Source organism: Algibacter sp., assembly GCF_039977455.1.
Classification (GTDB): Bacteria; Bacteroidota; Bacteroidia; order Flavobacteriales; family Flavobacteriaceae; genus Algibacter_B.
Window position 1 is genome coordinate 95,293 of the sequence record NZ_JBDWDG010000007.1, and the last position, 21,094, is coordinate 116,386.

At 32.4% G+C, this 21,094-nt stretch carries 19 protein-coding genes; 11 read left to right on the forward strand and 8 right to left on the reverse strand.

Annotation, left to right across the window (positions count from 1 at the left end):
* Positions 1–146: 146 nt before the first annotated feature.
* Positions 147–800 carry a YceI family protein gene (locus ABJM36_RS01650; RefSeq protein ID WP_348448489.1) on the reverse strand — a complete coding sequence of 218 codons (654 nt, stop codon included), beginning with the start codon at positions 798–800 and terminating at the stop codon, positions 147–149.
* A gap of 149 nt (positions 801–949) precedes the next feature.
* Here ABJM36_RS01650 and ABJM36_RS01655 point away from each other — a divergent pair, with 149 nt between their 5' ends.
* From ABJM36_RS01655 to ABJM36_RS01700, 10 genes are all read left to right on the forward strand, one after another.
* On the forward strand, positions 950–1,510 hold the full coding sequence (locus tag ABJM36_RS01655) for a nucleotide exchange factor GrpE (protein WP_348448491.1): 561 nt from the start codon (positions 950–952) through the stop codon (positions 1,508–1,510).
* Between the two features lie 53 nt (positions 1,511–1,563).
* Positions 1,564–2,682, forward strand: coding sequence for a molecular chaperone DnaJ (dnaJ, locus tag ABJM36_RS01660; protein ID WP_348448609.1), 1,119 nt, complete (start codon positions 1,564–1,566; stop codon positions 2,680–2,682).
* Between the two features lie 442 nt (positions 2,683–3,124).
* Positions 3,125–4,051 carry an ABC transporter ATP-binding protein gene (locus ABJM36_RS01665; protein WP_348448493.1) on the forward strand — a complete coding sequence of 309 codons (927 nt, stop codon included), beginning with the start codon at positions 3,125–3,127 and terminating at the stop codon, positions 4,049–4,051.
* Positions 4,052–4,055: 4 nt separating this feature from the next.
* Positions 4,056–5,369, forward strand: coding sequence for an ABC transporter permease (locus ABJM36_RS01670; protein WP_348448495.1), 1,314 nt, complete (start codon positions 4,056–4,058; stop codon positions 5,367–5,369).
* Between the two features lies 1 nt (position 5,370).
* Positions 5,371–6,252, forward strand: coding sequence for a mechanosensitive ion channel domain-containing protein (locus ABJM36_RS01675; protein ID WP_348448497.1), 882 nt, complete (start codon positions 5,371–5,373; stop codon positions 6,250–6,252).
* 54 nt (positions 6,253–6,306) lie between these two features.
* Positions 6,307–7,167, forward strand: coding sequence for a DUF6268 family outer membrane beta-barrel protein (locus tag ABJM36_RS01680; protein WP_348448499.1), 861 nt, complete (start codon positions 6,307–6,309; stop codon positions 7,165–7,167).
* A 2-nt stretch (positions 7,168–7,169) separates the two neighbouring features.
* A complete protein-coding gene (locus ABJM36_RS01685) occupies positions 7,170–8,333 on the forward strand; it encodes a sigma-54 dependent transcriptional regulator (protein ID WP_348448501.1) in 1,164 nt (387 codons plus the stop codon).
* Positions 8,334–8,351: 18 nt separating this feature from the next.
* Positions 8,352–9,209 carry a PPK2 family polyphosphate kinase gene (locus tag ABJM36_RS01690; protein ID WP_348448503.1) on the forward strand — a complete coding sequence of 286 codons (858 nt, stop codon included), beginning with the start codon at positions 8,352–8,354 and terminating at the stop codon, positions 9,207–9,209.
* 98 nt (positions 9,210–9,307) lie between these two features.
* A complete protein-coding gene (locus ABJM36_RS01695; protein WP_348448505.1) occupies positions 9,308–10,711 on the forward strand; it encodes a M20/M25/M40 family metallo-hydrolase in 1,404 nt (467 codons plus the stop codon).
* Between the two features lie 72 nt (positions 10,712–10,783).
* On the forward strand, positions 10,784–11,290 hold the full coding sequence (locus ABJM36_RS01700) for a hypothetical protein (RefSeq protein WP_348448507.1): 507 nt from the start codon (positions 10,784–10,786) through the stop codon (positions 11,288–11,290).
* Between the two features lie 3 nt (positions 11,291–11,293).
* Here the strand turns inward: ABJM36_RS01700 and ABJM36_RS01705 are convergent, their stop codons facing one another.
* The gene (locus tag ABJM36_RS01705; RefSeq protein WP_348448509.1) at positions 11,294–12,595 is read right to left on the reverse strand and encodes an APC family permease; all 1,302 of its coding nucleotides are present in this window, start codon (positions 12,593–12,595) and stop codon (positions 11,294–11,296) included.
* Positions 12,596–12,609: 14 nt separating this feature from the next.
* Positions 12,610–13,788: a heparan-alpha-glucosaminide N-acetyltransferase domain-containing protein gene (locus ABJM36_RS01710; protein ID WP_348448511.1), complete on the reverse strand. Its 1,179-nt coding sequence runs from the start codon at positions 13,786–13,788 to the stop codon at positions 12,610–12,612.
* A 156-nt stretch (positions 13,789–13,944) separates the two neighbouring features.
* On the opposite strand from ABJM36_RS01710, the gene ABJM36_RS01715 reads away from it, so the two are divergent.
* Entirely contained in the window at positions 13,945–14,937 is a 993-nt protein-coding gene (locus tag ABJM36_RS01715) for a T9SS type A sorting domain-containing protein (RefSeq protein ID WP_348448513.1), read from the forward strand.
* An 81-nt stretch (positions 14,938–15,018) separates the two neighbouring features.
* Here ABJM36_RS01715 and ABJM36_RS01720 read toward each other — a convergent pair whose 3' ends face one another.
* The 5 genes from ABJM36_RS01720 to ABJM36_RS01740 all read right to left on the reverse strand — a co-directional run bounded on the left by ABJM36_RS01720 (position 15,019) and on the right by ABJM36_RS01740 (position 21,002).
* Complete coding sequence (locus ABJM36_RS01720) at positions 15,019–15,966, reverse strand: nuclear transport factor 2 family protein (protein ID WP_348448515.1); 948 nt, start codon at positions 15,964–15,966, stop codon at positions 15,019–15,021.
* Between the two features lie 46 nt (positions 15,967–16,012).
* A complete protein-coding gene (locus ABJM36_RS01725; RefSeq protein ID WP_348448517.1) occupies positions 16,013–16,951 on the reverse strand; it encodes an NAD-dependent epimerase/dehydratase family protein in 939 nt (312 codons plus the stop codon).
* A 253-nt stretch (positions 16,952–17,204) separates the two neighbouring features.
* Entirely contained in the window at positions 17,205–19,088 is a 1,884-nt protein-coding gene (locus ABJM36_RS01730) for a tetratricopeptide repeat protein (RefSeq protein ID WP_348448519.1), read from the reverse strand.
* 19 nt (positions 19,089–19,107) lie between these two features.
* A complete protein-coding gene (locus ABJM36_RS01735) occupies positions 19,108–19,851 on the reverse strand; it encodes a LytTR family transcriptional regulator DNA-binding domain-containing protein (protein WP_348448521.1) in 744 nt (247 codons plus the stop codon).
* Between the two features lie 212 nt (positions 19,852–20,063).
* Positions 20,064–21,002, reverse strand: a complete 939-nt coding sequence (locus ABJM36_RS01740) for a sterol desaturase family protein (RefSeq protein WP_348448523.1) — start codon at positions 21,000–21,002, stop codon at positions 20,064–20,066.
* Between the last annotated feature and the right edge of the window lie 92 nt (positions 21,003–21,094).

Consider the following 21,094-nt stretch of genomic DNA (forward strand, 5'->3'; position numbering starts at 1 on the left):
CAATCGGTTAGTAATAAGAAAATGAATTAACATTAATTTAGTGTTTTGTCAATAAAAAATCTACTTCGTTATGCTGTGATTCTAAAACGAAAAACCCACTCCGTTTTAACAAAGTGGGTTTTAAAGTTATGAGGTTTCGTTTCTAACTAAGACCTTGTTGCCTTAACTGTAACTTTTAATTCCATATCATCATTAATAAATTTATCACCAATGCTTTTAAAAATAGATTTTGATTTATATTCAATATTCCATTTTGTACGGTCTATAGTAAAGGTTTCACTTGCAAGGGTAATAGTTCCATTTGCATTAGTAACCGTTACAGGAAATGTGACATTGTTTTTAGTTTCTTTAAGTAGTAAGTTACCAGAAAGCATTGTTTTACCTTCCACTTCTTCTACACCTGTAATTGTAAAAGCTGCATTAGCGTGTTTTTCAACATCAAAGAAATCGGCACTTTTTAAGTGTCCAACAAGTTTTGCATTTCCTTTGTCGTCAGCAGGAATATCTAAAACAGTAATAGAGTCCATGTTAATTATAAATGAACCTCCAACAATTTTACCATTAGTAACATCTAAAATACCATTTTCAATAGCAATGGTCCCATTATGAGATCCTGTAGGTTTATAACCTGCCCATTCAATGGTCGATGTTTCTGAATTAACAGTATATTTTTCAGCATTAACAACGTTTTCAACAGCTTCGGCTGCTGTAGTAGTAGCTTCCTTTGCTTTGTCTTTACAACTTAATGCAGACACAGTTAATATAGTTATAAATAACATCTTTGCAATATTCTTTTTCATTTTAAAATGGTTTAATTGTTTATGTTGTAAAATTAGACAATACCAATCAAAAAAAAAATTATAATTATTTTAATGACATTATGACATTTTTATAATAATGGCAGTACTTTTGTCAACTTAAATTTAAGATTGAAAAAATTGAATTTACAATGAGTAATAAAGAAAATAACGATATAGAAAAGGAACAAGTAGAATCTACTCAGGAGCAAGCGGTTGAGGTAGAAGCACAGGTTGAAGAGCAAGTTGAAGAAGAACTTAGCAATGAAGAGAAACTTGAAGCTGAAGTAAAGCAAGAGAAAGATAAGTTTTTAAGATTATTTGCAGAGTTTGAAAATTATAAAAGACGAACTGCTAAAGAACGTATTGAATTATTTTCTACTGCAAGTGAAGGTGTTATGAAAACCTTATTGCCCGTTTTGGATGATTTTGAACGTGCCTTAACACATATTGAAGACGATAAGGAAGCTGAAGAGTTACGTAAAGGTGTTTTATTAATTTATCAAAAATTAGTAAAAACGCTAGAGCAAAAAGGTTTAAAGCCTATGGAAGTTAATAAAGGCGATGTTTTTAATGCCGATAACCATGAAGCTATAACGCAAATACCTGCACCTTCTGAAGATATGAAGGGTAAAATTATAGATATAGTTGAAAAAGGATACCTTCTAGGAGAAAAAGTAATTCGTTTTCCAAAAGTAGTTATAGGGCAATAAAAAGAATTATTAATTAAAAAATGTCCTTCCTTTTTGGAAGGGTAGGAATAGGAATGGCTAAAAGAGATTTTTACGAAGTATTAGGTATAAATAAAGGGGCAACTGCAGCCGAAATTAAAAAGGCTTACAGGAAAAAAGCGATTGAATTTCACCCTGATAAAAACCCTGATGATAAAGGAGCGGAAGCTAAGTTTAAAGAAGCAGCCGAAGCATACGAAATATTAAGCGACGAAAACAAAAAAGCACGTTACGACCAATACGGACACCAAGCCTTCGAGAATGGCGGCGGTGGCGGCGGATTTGGCGGCGGCATGAATATGGATGACATATTTAGTCAGTTTGGTGATATCTTCGGTGGCGGAGGTGGTGGTTTCTCAGGCTTTGGCGGTGGCGGTGGTCAACGTCGAGTTAAAGGGAGTAACCTACGTATTCGCGTAAAATTAACTTTAGAAGAAATAGCAACTGGAGTTGATAAAAAAATTAAAGTAAAACGTAAAGTTCAAGCGCCAGGTACTACGTATAAAACATGTTCTACATGTCATGGTACTGGACAAGTAACTCGAATTGCTAATACTATTTTAGGAAGAATGCAAACCTCTGCCCCATGTAATGTTTGTGGCGGTGCAGGACAAACTATTGATAAAAAACCTAATGATGCAGATGCGCAAGGATTAAAAGTTGCCGAAGAAACCGTATCAATTAAAATACCTGCAGGTGTTGTTGATGGTATGCAACTTAAAGTTTCTGGTAAGGGTAATGAAGCACCTGGAAATGGGGTTTCTGGAGATTTAATTGTTGTTATTGAAGAAGAAGCACATACTAAATTACAACGTGAAGGCGATAATTTACATTACGATTTGTATGTAAGTTTCCCAGATGCTGTTTTAGGAACATCAAAGGAAATAGATACCGTAACAGGAAAAGTACGTATTAAAGTTGAAGCTGGTGTGCAGTCGGGTAAAATTTTACGCTTACGCGGAAAAGGGATTCCTAGCATAAACGGTTATGGCAAAGGAGATTTATTAGTACATGTTAATGTATGGACGCCAAAAACGTTGAACAAACAACAAAAAGATTTTTTCGAGGCTATGCAAGATGATGAGCATTTTTCGCCAAAACCAGAAAGCTCAGATAAATCATTTTTCGAGAAAGTAAAAGATATGTTTTCTTAAAAAAAAAGTTATACTATGATAAAAAAAAATCCGCTTAAAAGCGGATTTTTTTTGTTTGAAAATTTTAAGATTTTATAATAAAAACTTGGTGTATCCTTAGAATTTTATAAGTTATTTTGAGTATTGTTTAGTATTTGTATTGAAAAAAAAACTATATTTGATTATCACTAATTTATTTTAGTGGTAATTTTTCTTTTTCATAGCAATTTTTTTCCCATCCTTAATTTTATTGAGGGTGGGTTTTGTTTTTTTAGTAATATCCTTGTTTATAGCTTGTTAAGCTTTTTAAAAAATGTAAGTTTAATTAATCAAATTTTAGTAGCAAGGGGTTTCATGCAATTCCCAAACATTTAGCTATTATAATCATAATTATTACTAAAAGCATCAAGCTTCTAATACAACATTTAATATATTTACTTTTTATTATTCAATTATAAATAACATGAATAACTTACTTGAAGTCAATAATGTTTCTAAGTATTTTGGTGACTTTAAAGCTTTAAACGAGGTATCGGTATCCATACCTAAAGGAAGCATATTTGGGCTTTTAGGACCTAATGGGGCAGGAAAAACAACGCTAATACGTATTGTAAACCAAATAACAATGCCAGATTCTGGTTCTGTAATTTTAGATGGCGATCCACTTTCTCAAAAACATATAATGGATATTGGCTATTTGCCAGAAGAACGCGGTTTATATAAATCCATGAAAGTAGGTGAGCAAGCTATTTACCTAGCACAATTAAAAGGTTTAAGTAAGGCTGAAGCTAAAAAGCGTTTAAAATACTGGTTTGAACGATTAGAAATTGGCGATTGGTGGAATAAAAAAATCCAAGAACTATCAAAAGGTATGGCTCAAAAAATACAATTCGTGGTTACGGTATTGCATGAGCCTAAACTTTTAATTTTCGATGAGCCATTTTCAGGCTTCGATCCTATAAATGCCAATTTAATTAAGGATGAAATTTTAAGATTGCGTGAAAACGGAGCAACTGTAATATTTTCCACCCATAGAATGGAGTCGGTTGAAGAACTGTGTGATGATATTGCATTAATTCATAAATCGAATAAAATACTGGATGGTAAATTGGTTGATGTAAAACGGAAATTTAAGATCAATACCTTCGAGGTAGGAATTAGGTCAACCAATCAACTAGATTTAGAAAAAGAAATTTCTGAAAAGTTTAGTGTTTCAAAGGCTAATTTTAAAACCTTGGAAGATGAATTAAAGTTAAATATCAAATTAAATCATGACGAAAACCCAAATGATTTATTAAATTATTTAACCCAAAAAGGCGAGGTGTCTCATTTTGTAGAGCTTATCCCTAGTGTAAACGATATATTTATTCAAGCTGTAAATAATAGTTAATTGTATGAACCATTTGCCACTTATTATAAAACGAGAATATTTAACTAAGGTTAAAAACAAATCGTTTATTATTATGACGTTTTTGAGTCCGTTAATATTTATTACGTTTATAGCTGTTGTTGGTTATTTAACGCAATTAAATAACGATAAAGTAAAGGTAGTATCTATTTTAGATGATTCAGGCTTAGTTAGTAAGGTGTTTAAAAGCACCGAACACACGTCTTATAATAATTTAAAAGGCATGTCGGTAGACGAGGCTAAGGCTTTGGTGCAAGAATCAGAAGGCTACGGGCTGTTATATATTTCTAGGGATTCAGAAGGACCAATAAAATCTAAAAACGTAACGTTTTATTCAGAAGAGTCGCCTTCTATTACATTAATTTCAGAAATTGAAAATAAAATTCAAACCGAATTAACCCTTCAAAATAGAATAAAAGAAGGTATTGATGTTGAAAAGCTAGAGGGTTCAAAAGTACAAATTGAAATAAATCAAGAAAGCTTTAAAGGTGAAAAAACATCGAAAGTAGATAGTGTTGTGAAATTGATTTTTGGAGGTGCAGCCGGTTATTTACTATTTATGTTTATCATTATTTATGGCAACATGATTATGCGTAGTGTGATAGAAGAAAAAACGAGCAGAATTATTGAGGTCATTATTTCTTCAGTTAAGCCAGTACAACTTATGCTAGGGAAAATTATAGGAACCTCCTTAGCAGGAATAACACAGTTTGTAATTTGGATTATTTTTGGTGCATTATTAATGACGGTAGCGTCTTTTGTGTTAGGTATAGACATGGCACAAATGCAAACGCCACAGCAGCAAATTATGGAACAAGCTATGGAAAGTCCAGAAATTAATAACCAAATTCAAAATATTGTTTCGGCATTTTTTCACTTACCATTGCTTAACTTAATTATGGCCTTTATTATGTTTTTTATTGGCGGTTATTTACTTTATAGTTCGTTATATGCGGCTATTGGAGCAGCGGTTGATAATGAAACGGACACCCAACAATTTATGTTGCCTATATTAATGCCACTAATTTTGGCTGTTTATATTGGGATATTTACTGTTATTGAAGATCCTCACGGTACAGTGTCTACCGTTTTTTCATTTATACCATTCACATCGCCGGTAGTCATGCTTATGCGTATTCCTTTTGGAGTTCCAGTTTGGCAACAAATAGTATCTTTGATAATATTAATAGGCACATTTATGTTTACCGTTTGGTTTGCTGCAAAAATTTATCGAGTAGGTATTTTAATGTATGGGAAAAAACCAAGTTATAAGGAATTAATTAAATGGATTAAGTATTAAAATGAGTCAAACCATAGATAAAATAGAAGACACCATTACAGAAAGCTCAATTTGGGAGAATATTTCTGAATTTTTAAATCTACATTTTGATTTTAGTAACGATATAAGTGTTTCAATTAAGGATGTTATTGTTGTTATAACGGTAATCTTTATTACAACGTTATTGCTTAAAGTCGTTTTAAAAATAATTACTAGAAATTTACCTAGTGAAAATAAAGGGAAATTTAATGTGGTTTATGGGTATTTTAGTTGGTTGGTATACCTCATTATTTTATTAATAACTTTAAATAGCTTAGGTGTTAATGTAACGGCAGTTTTTGCAGCCTCGGCAGCCTTAATGATAGGTATTGGTTTAGCGCTTCAAACCTTATTTCAAGATATTATTTCGGGTATATTTATACTTGTAGATCAAACTGTTCATGTTGGCGATATAATTGAGTTAGAAGGAAAAATAGGTAGAGTTGAAGAAATTAAATTAAGAACCACAAGGGCTACAACTATTGATAATAAAGTACTTATAATTCCAAATCATTTATATTTAACGAATAGCTTGTATAATTGGACGCAAAATGGAATTTCAACACGAGAGAATGTGGTTGTAGGTGTGGCTTATGGAAGCGATGTACAGTTAGTTAAGCAGTTGCTGTTAGAGGCGGTCAAAAAACAAAAAGAAGTCCTTGAATTTCCTGAACCAACTGTATTGTTCACGAATTTTGGGGATAGCGCTTTAGAGTTTAAGATATCCTTTACTATTAATGATAGCTTTAATGCGCGTATTCCACAAAGTGAAATTAGATTTGAAATTGACAGATTATTTAGAGCGCATAATATAACTATACCATTTCCACAAAGAGATGTTCATATTTTTAATAAAAAAGAATAATACAAAATCAAGATAATTATATTCAAAAATAGATTTAAAAATGTCGTAAAATATGTGTTTATTTTAGGCGTTTTTGCCTGTTGTCAATTTTGTCATGCACAGCTTACAGACTTAGCACGTTTAGAATATTCTTTCATTCCTCAAAGTAATTCCGAAGACCAATACACAAGACTAAAAGTACTTTTAAATTTCCCCATTAAAGTTAAGGAAAACAATTATTTAATACTAGGGGCAGAGTATAATCGTATTTTACTTAATTTAGAAGATGGGTATAATTTTGATGTTTCTAGCTTAAATAAAATTCATGTAATCGACTTAAACGTAGGTTACACTTTTAAATGGAATGAAAGTTGGCGGTTTGGTGTGAAAATTAACCCCCGTATTGCTTCAACTTTATCAGAACCATTAAGTGCTGAGGATTATTTTTTTAACGGCGGTGTGTTTTTTATAAATGATAAAATAAAAGACCACAATTTAAAACGTCCGTATCGCTTAATTTTAGGTTTAACATATAACGCTACAACAGGAATCCCTTTTCCTTTACCGTTTATAAGTTATTTTAGACCAATAAATGACAATTGGAGTTTTAATGCGGGTGTGCCGAAGTCTAATTTAAAATACACGTTTAACCAACGAAACAATATGCAGGTTTTTGTGGGCTTAGATGGATACCTAGCACACCTTCAAGATACCACTCTAATAAATGGAGAGAAAGCAGAGCATATTTCATTATCTGTAGCTATTGGAGGATTTGGGTATGAATATTGCTTTACAAAACATTTAGTAGCTTATATGTATACGGGATATACATTTAGGTTAAATAATGTATTACGTAATAAAAATAGAGATGAAGTTTTTAAATTTAACTCGTTAAACGCATTTTATTTAAGAACAGGATTAAAATTTAAAATTTAAGTATGTCAAAAATTTTAGTAATTGAAGATGAAGCAGCAATTAGACGCGTGCTTGTAAAAATTCTTTCAGAAGAAAACGAAGCTTACAAAGTAGATGAAGCAGAAGATGGTTTATTGGGGGTTGAAAAAATAAAAAACGAAGACTTCGATTTAATATTATGCGATATCAAAATGCCAAAAATGGATGGTGTTGAGGTTTTAGAAGCAGTTAAAAAAATAAAACCAGAAATTCCAATAGTCATGATTTCTGGCCATGGCGATTTAGATACAGCAGTAAATACAATGCGTTTAGGAGCTTTTGATTATATATCAAAACCGCCAGATTTAAATCGATTATTAAATACGGTACGCAATGCTTTAGATAGGAAAGAGCTTGTTGTAGAAAACAAAATTCTTAAGAAAAAGGTTAGTAAAAAATATGAGATGATTGGCGAAAGTGATGCCATTTCTCAAATTAAAAACATAATCGATAAAGTTGCTCCAACTGATGCTCGTGTTTTAATTACAGGACCTAACGGAACAGGAAAAGAATTGGTGGCGCATTGGTTACACGAAAAGAGCACACGATCAAAAGGGAATTTAATAGAGGTTAATTGTGCAGCTATTCCAAGCGAGTTAATTGAAAGCGAATTATTTGGTCATGTAAAAGGAGCGTTTACAAGTGCTAATAAAGACCGTGCAGGAAAATTTGAAGCTGCCAATGGAGGTACAATTTTTCTTGATGAAATAGGGGATATGAGTCTTTCTGCTCAAGCTAAAGTGTTACGAGCATTACAGGAAAGTAGAGTGCAACGTGTGGGTAGTGATAAAGATATTAAAGTCGATGTTCGCGTAGTGGCGGCAACCAATAAGAATTTAAAAAAGGAAATTGAAGAAGGCCGATTTCGTGAAGATTTATACCATAGATTAGCCGTAATTTTAATAAAGGTTCCTGCTTTAAACGATAGGCGAGAGGATATTCCGTTATTAGTAAATCATTTTTCTAGTAAAATAGCTAGTGAGCAGGGAACTGTCAAAAAAGGTTTTTCAGAAAAGGCTGTAAAACTGCTTCAAGAGTACGATTGGACGGGTAATATTAGAGAGCTTCGAAACGTTATAGAGCGTTTAATAATCCTTGGCGGAAGCGAAGTAAGTGAACAAGATGTGAAGCTATTTGCATCTAAATAATTTTTTAAAACAGGAATCATGGAAGTAGATCAATACAAAGTAACATCAACCATAAGTTTAAATAAATCGGTAACAAAAGTTGAAATTGAAGATGCCGAAAAAAAACTTAGAAAAGTTAGAAAAAAACTAGGTAAACTTCAAGACACATTATACGCCCATGGAAAATATGCTGTTTTAGTTTGTATCCAAGGTATGGATACTGCAGGAAAAGATAGTTTAATTCGCGAAGTATTCAAAGACTTTAATGCAAGAGGCGTTGTGGTACATAGTTTTAAGGTACCAACTCATTTAGAGTTAAAACACGATTATTTGTGGCGTCATTATATAGCCCTTCCTGCTCGCGGAAAATTTGGAGTTTTTAATAGAACCCATTACGAAAATGTTCTAGTTACAAGAGTTCACCCAGGTTATGTTATGGGAGAAAATATACCAGGAATAAATTCTATAGATGATATTAACGATACCTTTTGGGACAAACGTTTCGAGCAAATAAATAACTTCGAAAAACACATAGCAGAAAATGGCACGCTAATTTTTAAATTCTTTTTAAACCTTTCTAAGGAAGAACAGAAAAATAGACTTTTACGCCGCCTTAATAAGCAAGAAAAAAACTGGAAATTCTCAACTAGCGATTTAGATGAACGCAAATTATGGGACAACTACCAAACGTGTTATGAAGATGCTATTAACAGAACATCTAAGCCGCACGCACCTTGGTATGCAATTCCGGCTGATGATAAATCTTCGGCACGATATATTATTGCAAAAATCATGTACGATACCTTAAGCACATACACTGATATTAAAGAACCTGAATTAGACGATGAGGTTAAAGCAAATATCGAAATGTATAAGGAAGAGCTAAGTAAAGAGTAAGGTTTTTGGTGCTTTAATAAAGGTATTAACACAAATTTATGTTCTTGTTTAATTCCTGATTTTTAAGAAATAGTATCTTTATACAAAAAAATAATACCATGAAAAGAATACTTCTAATTTTAATATTTATAAGTACTTCAATTAGTTTTTCTCAAACCGACGCCGAGGTTTTAAAAAACATATATACACAATCTTTAACAAACGGAAAAAGTTACGATTGGTTAAACCATTTATCCAATCAAATTGGAAGTCGGTTATCAGGATCGTTAGGTGCAGAGCGCGCTGTGCTTTATACTAAAGAAGAACTAGAGAAATTAGGATTAGATAAAGTTTGGTTACAACCTGTAATGGTTCCAAAATGGGTGCGAGGAGGAAAGGAATTTGCATTTATTGAAACCGAATCAGGAAAAACTACCAATGTAAATATTTGTGCCCTTGGAGGCTCTATAGCAACACCAGCTTTAGGGCTAAAGGCTGAAGTTGTGGAAGTACAAAATTTCGAAGAGTTAAAAGCTTTAGGTTCAGAAGAAGTAGAGGGGAAAATAGTATTTTATAATCGTCCTATGCAAGTTGATTTAATTCAAACTTTCGATGCTTATGGTGGTTGTGTCAATCAACGATACCGTGGTGCTGTAGAAGCCATAAAATATGGAGCTGTTGGTGTAATTGTTCGTTCTATGAATTTACGAATGGACGATTTACCGCATACTGGTAGTATGACTTATAACGATTTACCAGTCGATAAACGCATTCCTTCCGCAGCCATTAGTACAAATGATGCCGAGTTATTAAGTACCATGTTAAAGCTTGATAAATCCACCCAGTTTTATTTTAAACAGAATTGTAAACAACTTAAAGATGTACAATCCTATAATGTAGTTGGTGAAATTACAGGAAGTGAATTTCCAAATGAATATATAGTTGTAGGCGGACATTTAGATTCTTGGGATTTAGGTGATGGTTCTCATGATGATGGGGCAGGTGTAGTGCAATCTATGGATGTCTTAAGATTGTTAAAAGAATCAGGAATAACACCAAAACGCAGTATTCGTGTCGTGTTATTTATGAATGAAGAAAACGGATTGCGAGGGGGTAATAAATATGCTGAGGTTGCCAAACAGAAAAACGAGAACCATATTTTTGCATTAGAGAGTGATGCAGGAGGGTTTACACCTCGTGGTTTTAGTTTCGATTGTAACGACGCGGCTTTTAATCAAGTATTAAGCTGGCAACAACTTTTTAAACCTTACCTTATTCATTACTTTGAAAAAGGAGGTAGTGGTGCAGATGTTGGCCCTTTAAAAACAGAGTCAAATGTACTTGCAGGATTACGTCCAGATTCTCAACGTTATTTTGATCATCATCATGCTAGTAACGATACTTTTGACGCCATAAATAAACGGGAACTAGAACTAGGAGCGGCTACAATGACATCTTTAGTGTATTTATTTGATAAGTATGGTGTAAATCCTATCTCGAACAAAACATCAATAAAAAACTAATACTTTAGTTTTTAGTTTAGGATTATGAGAATACCACTTTTAACATTCAGTCTACTTTTTACTACTATTTTTATGGCGCAAACTAATGAGGAACTTCCATTTTATGAAATTTCAGATAATCCAGAAGAATATACTGCAGGAACAGTAGCGGCTAGAACAATTGATGGTTTAGGGTTTCGCTATTTTTGGGCAACCGAAGGATTGCGAATCGATGATTTAAGGCATAAGGCTAGCGTTTCTGGAAGAACTTCTTCTGAAACTATTAAGCATATTTATGAGCTTTCAAAACTTATAAGAAATAGCATCTTGTTGGACAATAAAGATACTAATAAAGCGGAGCTTAGTTTTAAAGACCAACGAAAACAAACGTTAATTAATTTAAAATTGGTGTCCGATGTTTTGAGAGATACAACTACACCATACAATCTTGAAAATTCCGAGATTCCGTTTTGGAATATTATAAATGGCCCGATAGAAGATGCGTTATGGCATTGCGGGCAAATTGTTATGTTACGCCGCGCCTCCGGAAACCCATTTAATTCGAAGGTAAATGTTTTTAGTGGTAAAATAAAAAAATGATATTTAGGCCTTTCGCTTTTGCTGAGACTTTATTAATAAAAATACTATAGATAATAGGACTATAAATAGAGCGGTGACTATTATTTCGTTTTTTCCAAGGTTTGATAAAAAGTAAATAATAATTCCTATGGCTAATACAGGAACGAGGAAACCACCAGGGATTTTAAATCCATCATCCAGGTCTTTTTGAGATTTACGTAATTTAATTACGGTTAAAGCAACTCCTAAATAAAGCAATAACATGGAGCTGCTCGCAATGACCGCTAATTGTTCAAAACTCCCCGAAATGGCTAAAATAAAACCAATAGTGGCATAAGCAATAATAGCTATATAAGGCGTAGCGAAAGATTTATGGATTTTCGATAAAGCCTTTAAAGGAATAACGTTGTCTCTAGAAAGAGCATAAACTATTCTAGGGCTATTAAGGATTGTGCCACTCATATAACCAAACATAGAAACCACCGCTCCAATAATTAAAAGGGTGTAGCCAAAGGAGCCCATAACTACCTTAGCGGTTTCTGCAAGAGGAGCTGCTTTAAAATTGGGTAAGTCGGCGCCTAAAACACCTTGAGAAACGGTTTGTATTAAAACATAAAGAATTACAACAACAGATAAACTGATTAAAATACCTCTCGGTATGGTTTGTTTAGGGTTAATAACCTCGCCACCAACAATAATACCTGTTTCACAACCTTGAAATGCAAAAAATAAAATAAGAGATGTTTCGCCTAGTGTTTTCATACTCGGCATGTTTTCAATATATAAATTGCTAAAAGAAACATCCTTAAAACCAATTATGATTAGAAGAAGTAGAGGTATAAGTTTAATCATGGTATTAAATTTTACTAGGCCAATACCTTGTTTTAAACCAATAACATTAATAAACACCATGCCATAAAAAAGAATAAATAAAAACAAGAAACGTGGCCAACCCTCTGCAAATATGGGGTAAGCAGATCCTATAATATTTACTAATGCATTTGAAACAGCAGCATCGGCAAATAAGTTGCTTCCAATGGCAAAAATGCCAGCAATAAATCCTGCATAATCACCAAATGCTGTTTCTATGTATGTATAAGGTCCGCCTGTATTTGTGACTTTACTTCCAACTTCTGCAAAACAAAGCATAATCATAGCCATTAATAAACCGCAAAATAAGTAGGCTATTATGCTAGAAGCTCCCATATAACTTGCCACAACGGCAGGTAATACAAAAATACCAGATCCAACAATAATGTTAATTATGTTTGCAGATAGCCCTAATACGCCAACTCCTCTTTTTAACCCTTCTTGTTTTCGATTCATCCTTAATTTTTAAATTATAAATAGCTCAACCACCATTTGTGTTTATTATTAGCCTTATATATCATATAATTTTTAGAAGGATAATAAAGTAGAGTAATAACAAAAATCCAAACCATATAAACTACGAAGAGCGAATAACCATAATTTATTAGTTTCGCATTCTGGAATACCTCTTTTGTTAAAATCATGTCTTGCCAATTTCCTCCAAAAAGTAATATACCTACTATTGCAAGTACGTGTATAACCAAAATATGCATGAAATAGTAAAATAGCGGTACACGACCAAAAACCAAAAAGAAATCAGTTATTTTATTTTTAGTGTTTTCTATTACATTTAGAAATATTAAAGCAGGTCCGATAGTTATTAAAAGATATACCAAGGACGGTGGGTATTTTGTTACTTTAAAAAATGCTAATACGGTTTTAGTTGGTGTATCTTGTACAACCCATGGCACTAAATCCCCATAAACATTTACACCTCTAATAAGGAAAAACAAAACAATTGATGAGAGTCCAATACCTACTAGATATTTTTTTCTAAGTTTTGGTTTATAGTCAGGTTTGTATAGTATTCCTAAGCAATAGCCTAAGGTCATTAGTCCGAACCATGGGGTAATAGGATATGCAAAGGCAACTAGAGTATTGTTAATTACTAAAAACTGTTGCTGGTGTAAAATATACCATAAAACAGATGTAAAGCTAGTGTCTTGAAAAGTGATGCCGTCTAATAAATTATGCCCTGCTATTAGTGTAATTCCTAATGCTAGAACAGCTTTAAAAGGCAAGTAAATAGTGAAGGCTAATAACATCATGCATAGGCCAATAGCCCAAATAACTTGCAGGATAACAAAGCTATAGGTAATATCAAACTTCCATAAAAAATTATTTACTATTAAGGCTAAAATAACTAACCAAATGCCTCGTGTTAATAAAAACTTGAATAACTGATTTTTAGTTTTTTTACTTCCATATAAAAATGCGGAAGTGCCAGCCAGAAAAATAAAAACAGGGGCGCAATAATGTGTAATAAATCGTGTAAAGAATAAAAAAGGTGTTGTTGTATCTAAGTTCATTGGGTCGCTAAAAAAAGAGCCATAATGAAAATAGTCTCTAACATGGTCTAAAGCCATAATAATCATAACTAGACCTCTTAAAATATCTATAGATTCAATGCGCTTAGTTTTAATATTCATAGCCTTATATGGATGCAAAATATTAGATTAGAGGTTTTTAAAATTATGTAATTAAAGGTTAATTATGCGTGATTGTAATTTTTAATCTTTGTAATGACATATTTTCTCGTCATGCGGTAAGTAGTTTTTACTAATTTTATTGATAAAATATTAACTATGAAACTAAAATTACTTGTAATAGTCACATTTATAACTTTTTATAGTTATTCGCAAACACCTATAGAAAATTATGAAAGTGCTTTGGATTCCAATTATTCAATAGTATCAGGTACCATTGACCAAACCTCTTCGGGTTCCACGAGTTGGAATTTTACTGTAACACCTACAGGAGCAACAACTCAAGATAGTGTTGAATCTGTAGCAGTTGGTAGCACTACTGAAATGGCTTTTCCTGGTACAACTTCAGTTTTAATGACTAATGCTTCTGTAGATCCTCCAGGTGAATCTAAAGTTTATATTAAAAATGAAACTAACGAGTTGTCTTTAACAGGATTAGAATCTTCGGGTTTAAGTTTAAATTATTCAGATAATGGTTTATTAGGCACATTTCCTTTGGAAACGGGAAATGGAGGAGATAATGTTTCTGGCACTTTTAGTTACGGTGGCGAATCTGGTGCGTTTTCTGGAACCTTAACAACAGTAGTTGATGCTTATGGCAATTTATCAATAAATGATGTTGGAACAGGAGCATTTAGCGGAGAAGTGACTAGGTTAAAAATTGATCAAAGTGTAACATTAACTGTTGGCGGTTTTCCCGTGGGGAATATGCTGCAAACATCGTTTTATTATTATGATGCCACTAATACTAATTTGGTGTTTAGGTATTCAAAATTTGACATTACTTCTGTTGTAGGTAATCAATCATCAGAATTAAAAGAAGTTTTATTATCTAGTAATTTAAACGTTTCAGAGAATAAAATCTCTAAAGAAGATGTTTCTTTATTTCCTAATCCGGTTCAAAATAATTTAAACTTCAAGTTTAATAATGATGTGATTGTAAAATCGATTATATTGACTGATATAAGTGGAAGAGTGGTCCATAAAAGCAATTTAAACTCAATATCTGTTTCACAATTTCAATCAGGTCTTTATATTGCCACTATACGCACTAATAAAGGAACTTTATCTCGACAATTTATTAAAGAATAATTAGAGTTTTTAACCTAAAAGATTGAATAAAAAATAAAGGCAGCTATTTTAAAAAGCTGCCTTTTGGTTTATTTAAGTTGGTTATTTAGCATTTAAAAGTACTTCACTATAATAAATTATTTCGTCAACTATTTTTCCTTCTTTATCAAAACTATTGCTAAAATGCATAGGGATAGCAAGTTCTTTTTTATCCGACTTACGGATTAAATGATAATTCCACCATGACATAACTTCACGGCCGTTGCCCATTTCATATTCTAAATAATCAGGGTAACCAATCATGTCTATACTAACTATTTCAAATTCATCTAAAAATTTCTGCCACATTGGTTTTATTTCTTCTTTCGTATTAAATGTTCCGAAATCGTTGTGAATACTTCTAAATCTAGCATCATCGCTATAATAGCTTAGACATTTGTCTAGATCTAAATTCTCATATGCATACATGGCCTTACGAACGGTATTGATATTATCATGGTGATTGTAAATGGTGCCGTTTGTTCTGTTAACAAAACTAGCTCCAACTTCATCAAAAATACTTTCGTTATTATAATTAATAATGGTTTTTATTTTGTTGTTTTTGTTTACAACAAAAAGTCTGTGGATTGGCATATTAACTTTTACGCCTGTTTTTTTGTGTACTCCTTTAATATCTTCCCAAGTCTGTACCCACACCTCATCGTCTTTATTGTCTTTTTTATATTCAATAGCATCCGGGTAAGCGCCCTTTGTTGTAGTTATAGAATAATAATCTAGTGCATTAAGCCAACTTTTTGAGGCTCCAGCAAATGAAGCCTTGTCTTGCCCCTTTTGTTTTGTAGTTGTGCTTACACCGTTATAGGATTTAAAATCATCGGTTAAAAAGCTTGCAACTTTTGTAGAATCTCCGCTTACAAAAGCCTTGGTCATGGCTTCAACCGTTTTAATTGCTGGGTGATCAATATAAACCGTGCCATTTGTTTTTTTTTGCGCAAAAACGCTGGTAATACATACAAAAGCTAGTACTGTTAATAAAGTTGTTGTTTTCATTTTCTTTGGTTTTTAAGTTAAATTTTTAATAGGTTTCAATTAAAGATTAATTGGAGTATTGTTGTAAAGTGAGTTTTACGGGTTTAAATTCCATGTTTAAATCGGTTTTGGCTAAATCGTTTTTATAAACAATGCTAGGTTCTTCTTTAGGCTCACATTGGTTAAGCATGGCCTGCATATCAGATATTTTGTAGGTTTCACTGCTTAATAGGTAGTCTTTACCATGTAAACCATGTGTTGTTGCTAGTTTGTATATGGCATTAGCAACATCTTCTACATCAACTATAGCAAAAGGAACATCGTTTTTGTAAAGCGCTTTCATAAAATCGTTTGGTGCCATGTTGTTTTTTATCAAGAATTGTAAACCACTCGAGGTAGAATCTTCTCTTTTTGATAGTGATTTTCCCATGACTGCCACAGGTGAAACCGAACTGATTTCGAAATGTGTTTTTGGATTATCGGCAATAAATTGTTGAACAGTTTGGTTGGCAAGAAATTTTGCTTGGGCATACGGATGGCTTTCAGTGCTAGTAAACCTAGTGTCATTTTCATCAACAGCATCTGTGAAACTTTTTCCACCAGGTGGAAATGGAAAATTGGTGTTCCAACCTGCTACCGAAGCTATAAATACTACTTTTTCAATGCTTGGTGTTTTATTGATAACCTGCAAAAAATTCTCGGTGCCTTTAATTGTGGGGTCGAACAATTGTATTTTTGGGTCTTGAACATCCAAAATAAATGGGGTTCCACCATGAACAACAATATCACAATCGCTTACAAAATCTTTTAAAGTTTTCTTATCGGTAACATCTAGTTCACTGATATAAAGATTTTCAGCATTTTTAAGAGTCATTAAGTGCTCATATTTGTCTTTCCTCGAAATATCAGTGGTAGAAACTTTCACCTGATAGCCATGGTTTAAAAATGTATTGGTGATGTAGCTTCCTATAAAACCAGAACCGCCTATTATACCTGCTTTTTTCATCTTTTGTGTTATTTAAAAAACCTACAATAATGGATATTGATTTATTTCAATATTGTTATTGTAGGTGTAGTTTAGATTGGTAGCTTAAAAAAATGTGACTAACCCATTAATTATAAGTTGTACCTAATTTAGAAATATAATTAGTTGATTAAAAGTGATATAGGACGAATAGGGGGTAAAAATGTCCAAAGGATAGGGATTATTTATCGAGGGTAAGTGTTTGATGAATAATATATTAATGAAATAAGTTTTTCTATGAAGAATGATTCAGTTGAAAATCGAAAATAAAGGTTGTACCGTTTTGGTTTTCCTCTTTCATTATTCCATTTAATTGTCGCGTTAACAAAGAAACTAATAGAGAGCCAAAGCCTGTACCATGGGTAATCCCAGATTTTCCAGTACCATTGTCTGAAACTTCCAAGTGTAGTATATTATCGTGTGGCTTTTCTAATTTAATAGTAATGGTACCCTGTTCGTTCTGAGGAAAGGCATATTTAACAGTATTGGTTAGCAACTCATTAATTATTAAACCTAGCGGAATAGCTGTATCTATATCTAAATCTAGTTGATTCATAGCTAGGTCTAGGGTTACTTTTTTTTCTGCACCTAAACTATTTAAAATACTTTCGCTTAAATTTAAAAAGTAATCTTTCATTTCAATAGCACCTAACTTTTTACCTTGATATAATTTTTGGTGTACAATACCTATGGAATTAACACGGTTTTGACTTTCTAACATAGCTTCTTTGGTGTTAAGGTCTTTTATTTGAGCAGATTGTAAGGATAATAAACTAGAAACCACCTCTAAATTGTTTTTTACTCTATGATGCACTTCTTTTAACAATAGTTCGATTTTAGCATTTTTAGCAGCTAATAATATATTAGTTCTACTACGGTTGCGGTAACTTATAAACCCAAAAGCGAGTAGGCCAAGTAAAAGAGCAACAAAACCAAAACTTAAAGATTGAATTAGCCTTTGTTGAGAAATTTTACTTTCTTGATACGCAATGGTTTCTTCTTTCTTTTTGGTTTCGTATTGGGTTAAAAGCTCAGACATTTTTGCATCACTTTCCATAGAGGCTATACTGTCTTTTAGAGTGAATGCTTTTTGTTTATAATCTAGCGCAGATTTGTAGTTTCCTAACTTATAATATATGGTACTTACATGGTTGTAGTTTTCTATTAAATTTGAATAGTCTTTATTGTTTTCTTGTAATCTAACAGTTTGTAATTGGTATACTAAAGCATCATCATAATGACCCAAAAGCATATTAACCTCTCCTAAATTTGCAATAACTGTGTTAATCGCATTAGGGTAGTTTGCTTTTTGTGCCAAGGTCAAGCATGCGTTATAACTTTTTATAGCGTCTTGGTATTTCCCCAATCTTTTATAGGCATTTCCTATGCCATTAGTAACATCTGCTTGGGTAGGTAAGCCCAAGTTTTGCTGTTGTGCAATGCTTAAACCTTTTTTGTAATATTCAAGGGATTGGGCATAATTGTTTTTTGCCATGGCAACATTTGCTGCATTAAAATTGACATTGAATTTCTCTGAGGTTAAATTATTTTTTTCTGCAATATTTATGGCTTTTTCGGCATAATCTAAAGCTTCTGTTAATCGGTGTTGGCGTGTTAAGTCTTCAGAAACTCGTGTTAAACCATCACAAATGCCCTTTTTGTCGTTTAACAACTCCATTATTTTTAACCCAGATAGGTCTTTTTGTAAAGCATCATCTAAATGGCCAATTTTTTTATCTACCCAAGCCAATTTAAATAGAGTAGTGGCTTTTCCTCTTTTATAACCGACAGCTTCATAGCCTTTAAGCGCCTTTTTGAAAAAGATAGTGGCAGAATCTAATTGTAATAAGTTAGCATGCATTCTACCTTGCATTTCATAAAATTTTGGAAGCCAATTTTCGTTGTTTACCTTTTCGGATAATTCTACACCTAATTTTGAGAATTTTAAAGCTTGAGCCATGTCTTGGTTAAAAGCGATATCAACCATTTTATTAATGATCTCTAGCTTTTTTAAGGATTGCTTTTCTAAATTTAATTTTTGCTGAAGTTGATTAATTTTAGCGTCCTGACTGTATGCTAAATTATTTAAAATAATAAATAAAAATAACAAGGTTTTCATGACGGAGAGAAGATACAGGTTATACTTTTTGGATACGTTGAAGCAACAGTTTTTTTGATTCGGAACTTATTGGAATTGCCTTTTTTGAAATAACAATATGGCTAGTGGCAATTTCATCAATGTTTGATAGGTTTACAATAAAGGACCTATGAACCCTTATAAAATGTTGGTTGGGTAGTTTTTCATCCATGTCTTTTAGGGTTGTTGCTAATAAATATTCCTTGCCTTTACAGTAAATGCGGCAATAGTTTCTTTCGGCTTCAATATAAAATATGTCTGTTATATTAACCCTCACCATTTTTTCTTGATGCCGAACAAAAATACAGTCGCTTAAAATAAATGAAGATGCTTTCTCTTTATCTGTTGCTACATCTTCCTCTTTTTCCGATTGGATTCTTTTAACGGTTAATTCAATAACCCGTTGCAAATCTATTTTTTTGAAAGGTTTAGAAATAAAAGCATAAGGTTTGGTGGTTTTTGCTTCGTTAAAATGTGCATCATCTGCATTAGCTGTTACATAAATAATAGGAATGTTATAATTTTGTTGAATTATTTGAGCTGTTTCAATACCTGAAAGTTCACCTTTTAAGTTTATATCTAGTAAAATAATATCTGGTATGCTTTGGGGTAAAAGCGCTAAAGCCTCTTCACCCTTGGAAAAAATTCCGGTTACCTCGTAACCAATTGTAGAAAGTTGTAATGATATGTTTGCTCCAATTATCATTTCATCCTCAACAATTAATATTTTAATTGGCTGCTTCATATAAAGCAGGGTTGAGGATTACTTAAACAAAAATTGTTTAGCTGATCATGAAAATTTGGATTCAATTTTAACATACAAGTCTTTTTATTTATGCTATGAATAAAAAAGACTTAGGGAATAGATATAATATTAGATAAAATATTGAATATTACCAAATGTTTTAGTAATTATATAATGAATTAGGTGTTTGTGTGAGAAAATCTCAACAAATATTAATGTTCTTTATTTGTGGCTTTTAAAAGTTTTTGTTGTTGTTTAACGGTTAACGTGCTTCCATCATGACTCCAACCTGGAGCACCAAAGGCATACATGAACTTATGGTACCAGTTTTTAGATTTCTTCATATCATTCCAAATATCTTTGTATTCATGAGTTAAAATAACTAATGGGTTGTAAGAGTTTGGAGCGTGTGTTACGCCGTATTTAATATCTATACTTTCATCGAGTTCTTTCCAAGTTCCAAACATTTTATCAAAAATATTTAAAAAACCACCATGGTTTTTATCCATGTATTCTAGATTTTGGGCGTGATGCACTTGGTGCATGGTGTGTGTATTCATAAATTTTTCTATGAATCCCATTTTTGGGATATATACAGAGTGTAATTGGAACTGCCAAAGTGCCTCTATACCTAAACAAACGACTAACATTTCAGGAGGGAAGCCAATTGCAGGTATCCACATATAAAAAAATGGTTTGTAAAATATAGTAAACCAACCATTTCTTACCGCGGTTCCTAAATTAAAATTGTCTGAAGAGTGGTGTACAATATGTGCCGCCCATAAAAAACGTACATTATGGTTTTGTCTATGAAACCAGTAATAACTAAAATCATCTAATAATTGGCAAATTATCCAAATATACCAAGCATATCCAAAGGATTGCCAACCCATAATATTCATACGAACACCATCAACTAGCGGATTAAAAACTTCGTAAACATAATTGAAAAGCACTATTGCTGCAATGGTTTTGGTAAGTGGAGCTAAAATGGCAGAGCCTATACCCATGGCAAGACTGGCACCTAAATCTTTCCAGTCGTATAATTTTTTGCTTTTATCATCATTATGGCTTTTGCTATAAGTTAGTTCAAGCAATATTAAACCAAGAAAGCAAGGTACACCATAAACGAGGGGGTTTGTAAAATCCATGAAATTAAAATTTTCTCAAAAATATAACGATTTTAGTTGTAATGCGTAATAAGCTCTTATTTATTTCAAAAAAAAACTCTTTAAAACAGGTT

Bases quoted from the DNA above. Each gene is read 5' to 3' on its own strand.
- ABJM36_RS01650 (WP_348448489.1), bottom strand. From the start codon at position 800: ATGAAAAAGAATATTGCAAAGATGTTATTTATAACTATATTAACTGTG.
- ABJM36_RS01655 (WP_348448491.1), top strand. From the start codon at position 950: ATGAGTAATAAAGAAAATAACGATATAGAAAAGGAACAAGTAGAATCT.
- dnaJ (WP_348448609.1), top strand. From the start codon at position 1,564: ATGGCTAAAAGAGATTTTTACGAAGTATTAGGTATAAATAAAGGGGCA.
- ABJM36_RS01665 (WP_348448493.1), top strand. From the start codon at position 3,125: ATGAATAACTTACTTGAAGTCAATAATGTTTCTAAGTATTTTGGTGAC.
- ABJM36_RS01670 (WP_348448495.1), top strand. From the start codon at position 4,056: ATGAACCATTTGCCACTTATTATAAAACGAGAATATTTAACTAAGGTT.
- ABJM36_RS01675 (WP_348448497.1), top strand. From the start codon at position 5,371: ATGAGTCAAACCATAGATAAAATAGAAGACACCATTACAGAAAGCTCA.
- ABJM36_RS01685 (WP_348448501.1), top strand. From the start codon at position 7,170: ATGTCAAAAATTTTAGTAATTGAAGATGAAGCAGCAATTAGACGCGTG.
- ABJM36_RS01690 (WP_348448503.1), top strand. From the start codon at position 8,352: ATGGAAGTAGATCAATACAAAGTAACATCAACCATAAGTTTAAATAAA.
- ABJM36_RS01695 (WP_348448505.1), top strand. From the start codon at position 9,308: ATGAAAAGAATACTTCTAATTTTAATATTTATAAGTACTTCAATTAGT.
- ABJM36_RS01700 (WP_348448507.1), top strand. From the start codon at position 10,784: ATGGCGCAAACTAATGAGGAACTTCCATTTTATGAAATTTCAGATAAT.
- ABJM36_RS01705 (WP_348448509.1), bottom strand. From the start codon at position 12,595: ATGAATCGAAAACAAGAAGGGTTAAAAAGAGGAGTTGGCGTATTAGGG.
- ABJM36_RS01710 (WP_348448511.1), bottom strand. From the start codon at position 13,788: ATGAATATTAAAACTAAGCGCATTGAATCTATAGATATTTTAAGAGGT.
- ABJM36_RS01715 (WP_348448513.1), top strand. From the start codon at position 13,945: ATGAAACTAAAATTACTTGTAATAGTCACATTTATAACTTTTTATAGT.
- ABJM36_RS01720 (WP_348448515.1), bottom strand. From the start codon at position 15,966: ATGAAAACAACAACTTTATTAACAGTACTAGCTTTTGTATGTATTACC.
- ABJM36_RS01725 (WP_348448517.1), bottom strand. From the start codon at position 16,951: ATGAAAAAAGCAGGTATAATAGGCGGTTCTGGTTTTATAGGAAGCTAC.
- ABJM36_RS01730 (WP_348448519.1), bottom strand. From the start codon at position 19,088: ATGAAAACCTTGTTATTTTTATTTATTATTTTAAATAATTTAGCATAC.
- ABJM36_RS01735 (WP_348448521.1), bottom strand. From the start codon at position 19,851: ATGAAGCAGCCAATTAAAATATTAATTGTTGAGGATGAAATGATAATT.
- ABJM36_RS01740 (WP_348448523.1), bottom strand. From the start codon at position 21,002: ATGGATTTTACAAACCCCCTCGTTTATGGTGTACCTTGCTTTCTTGGT.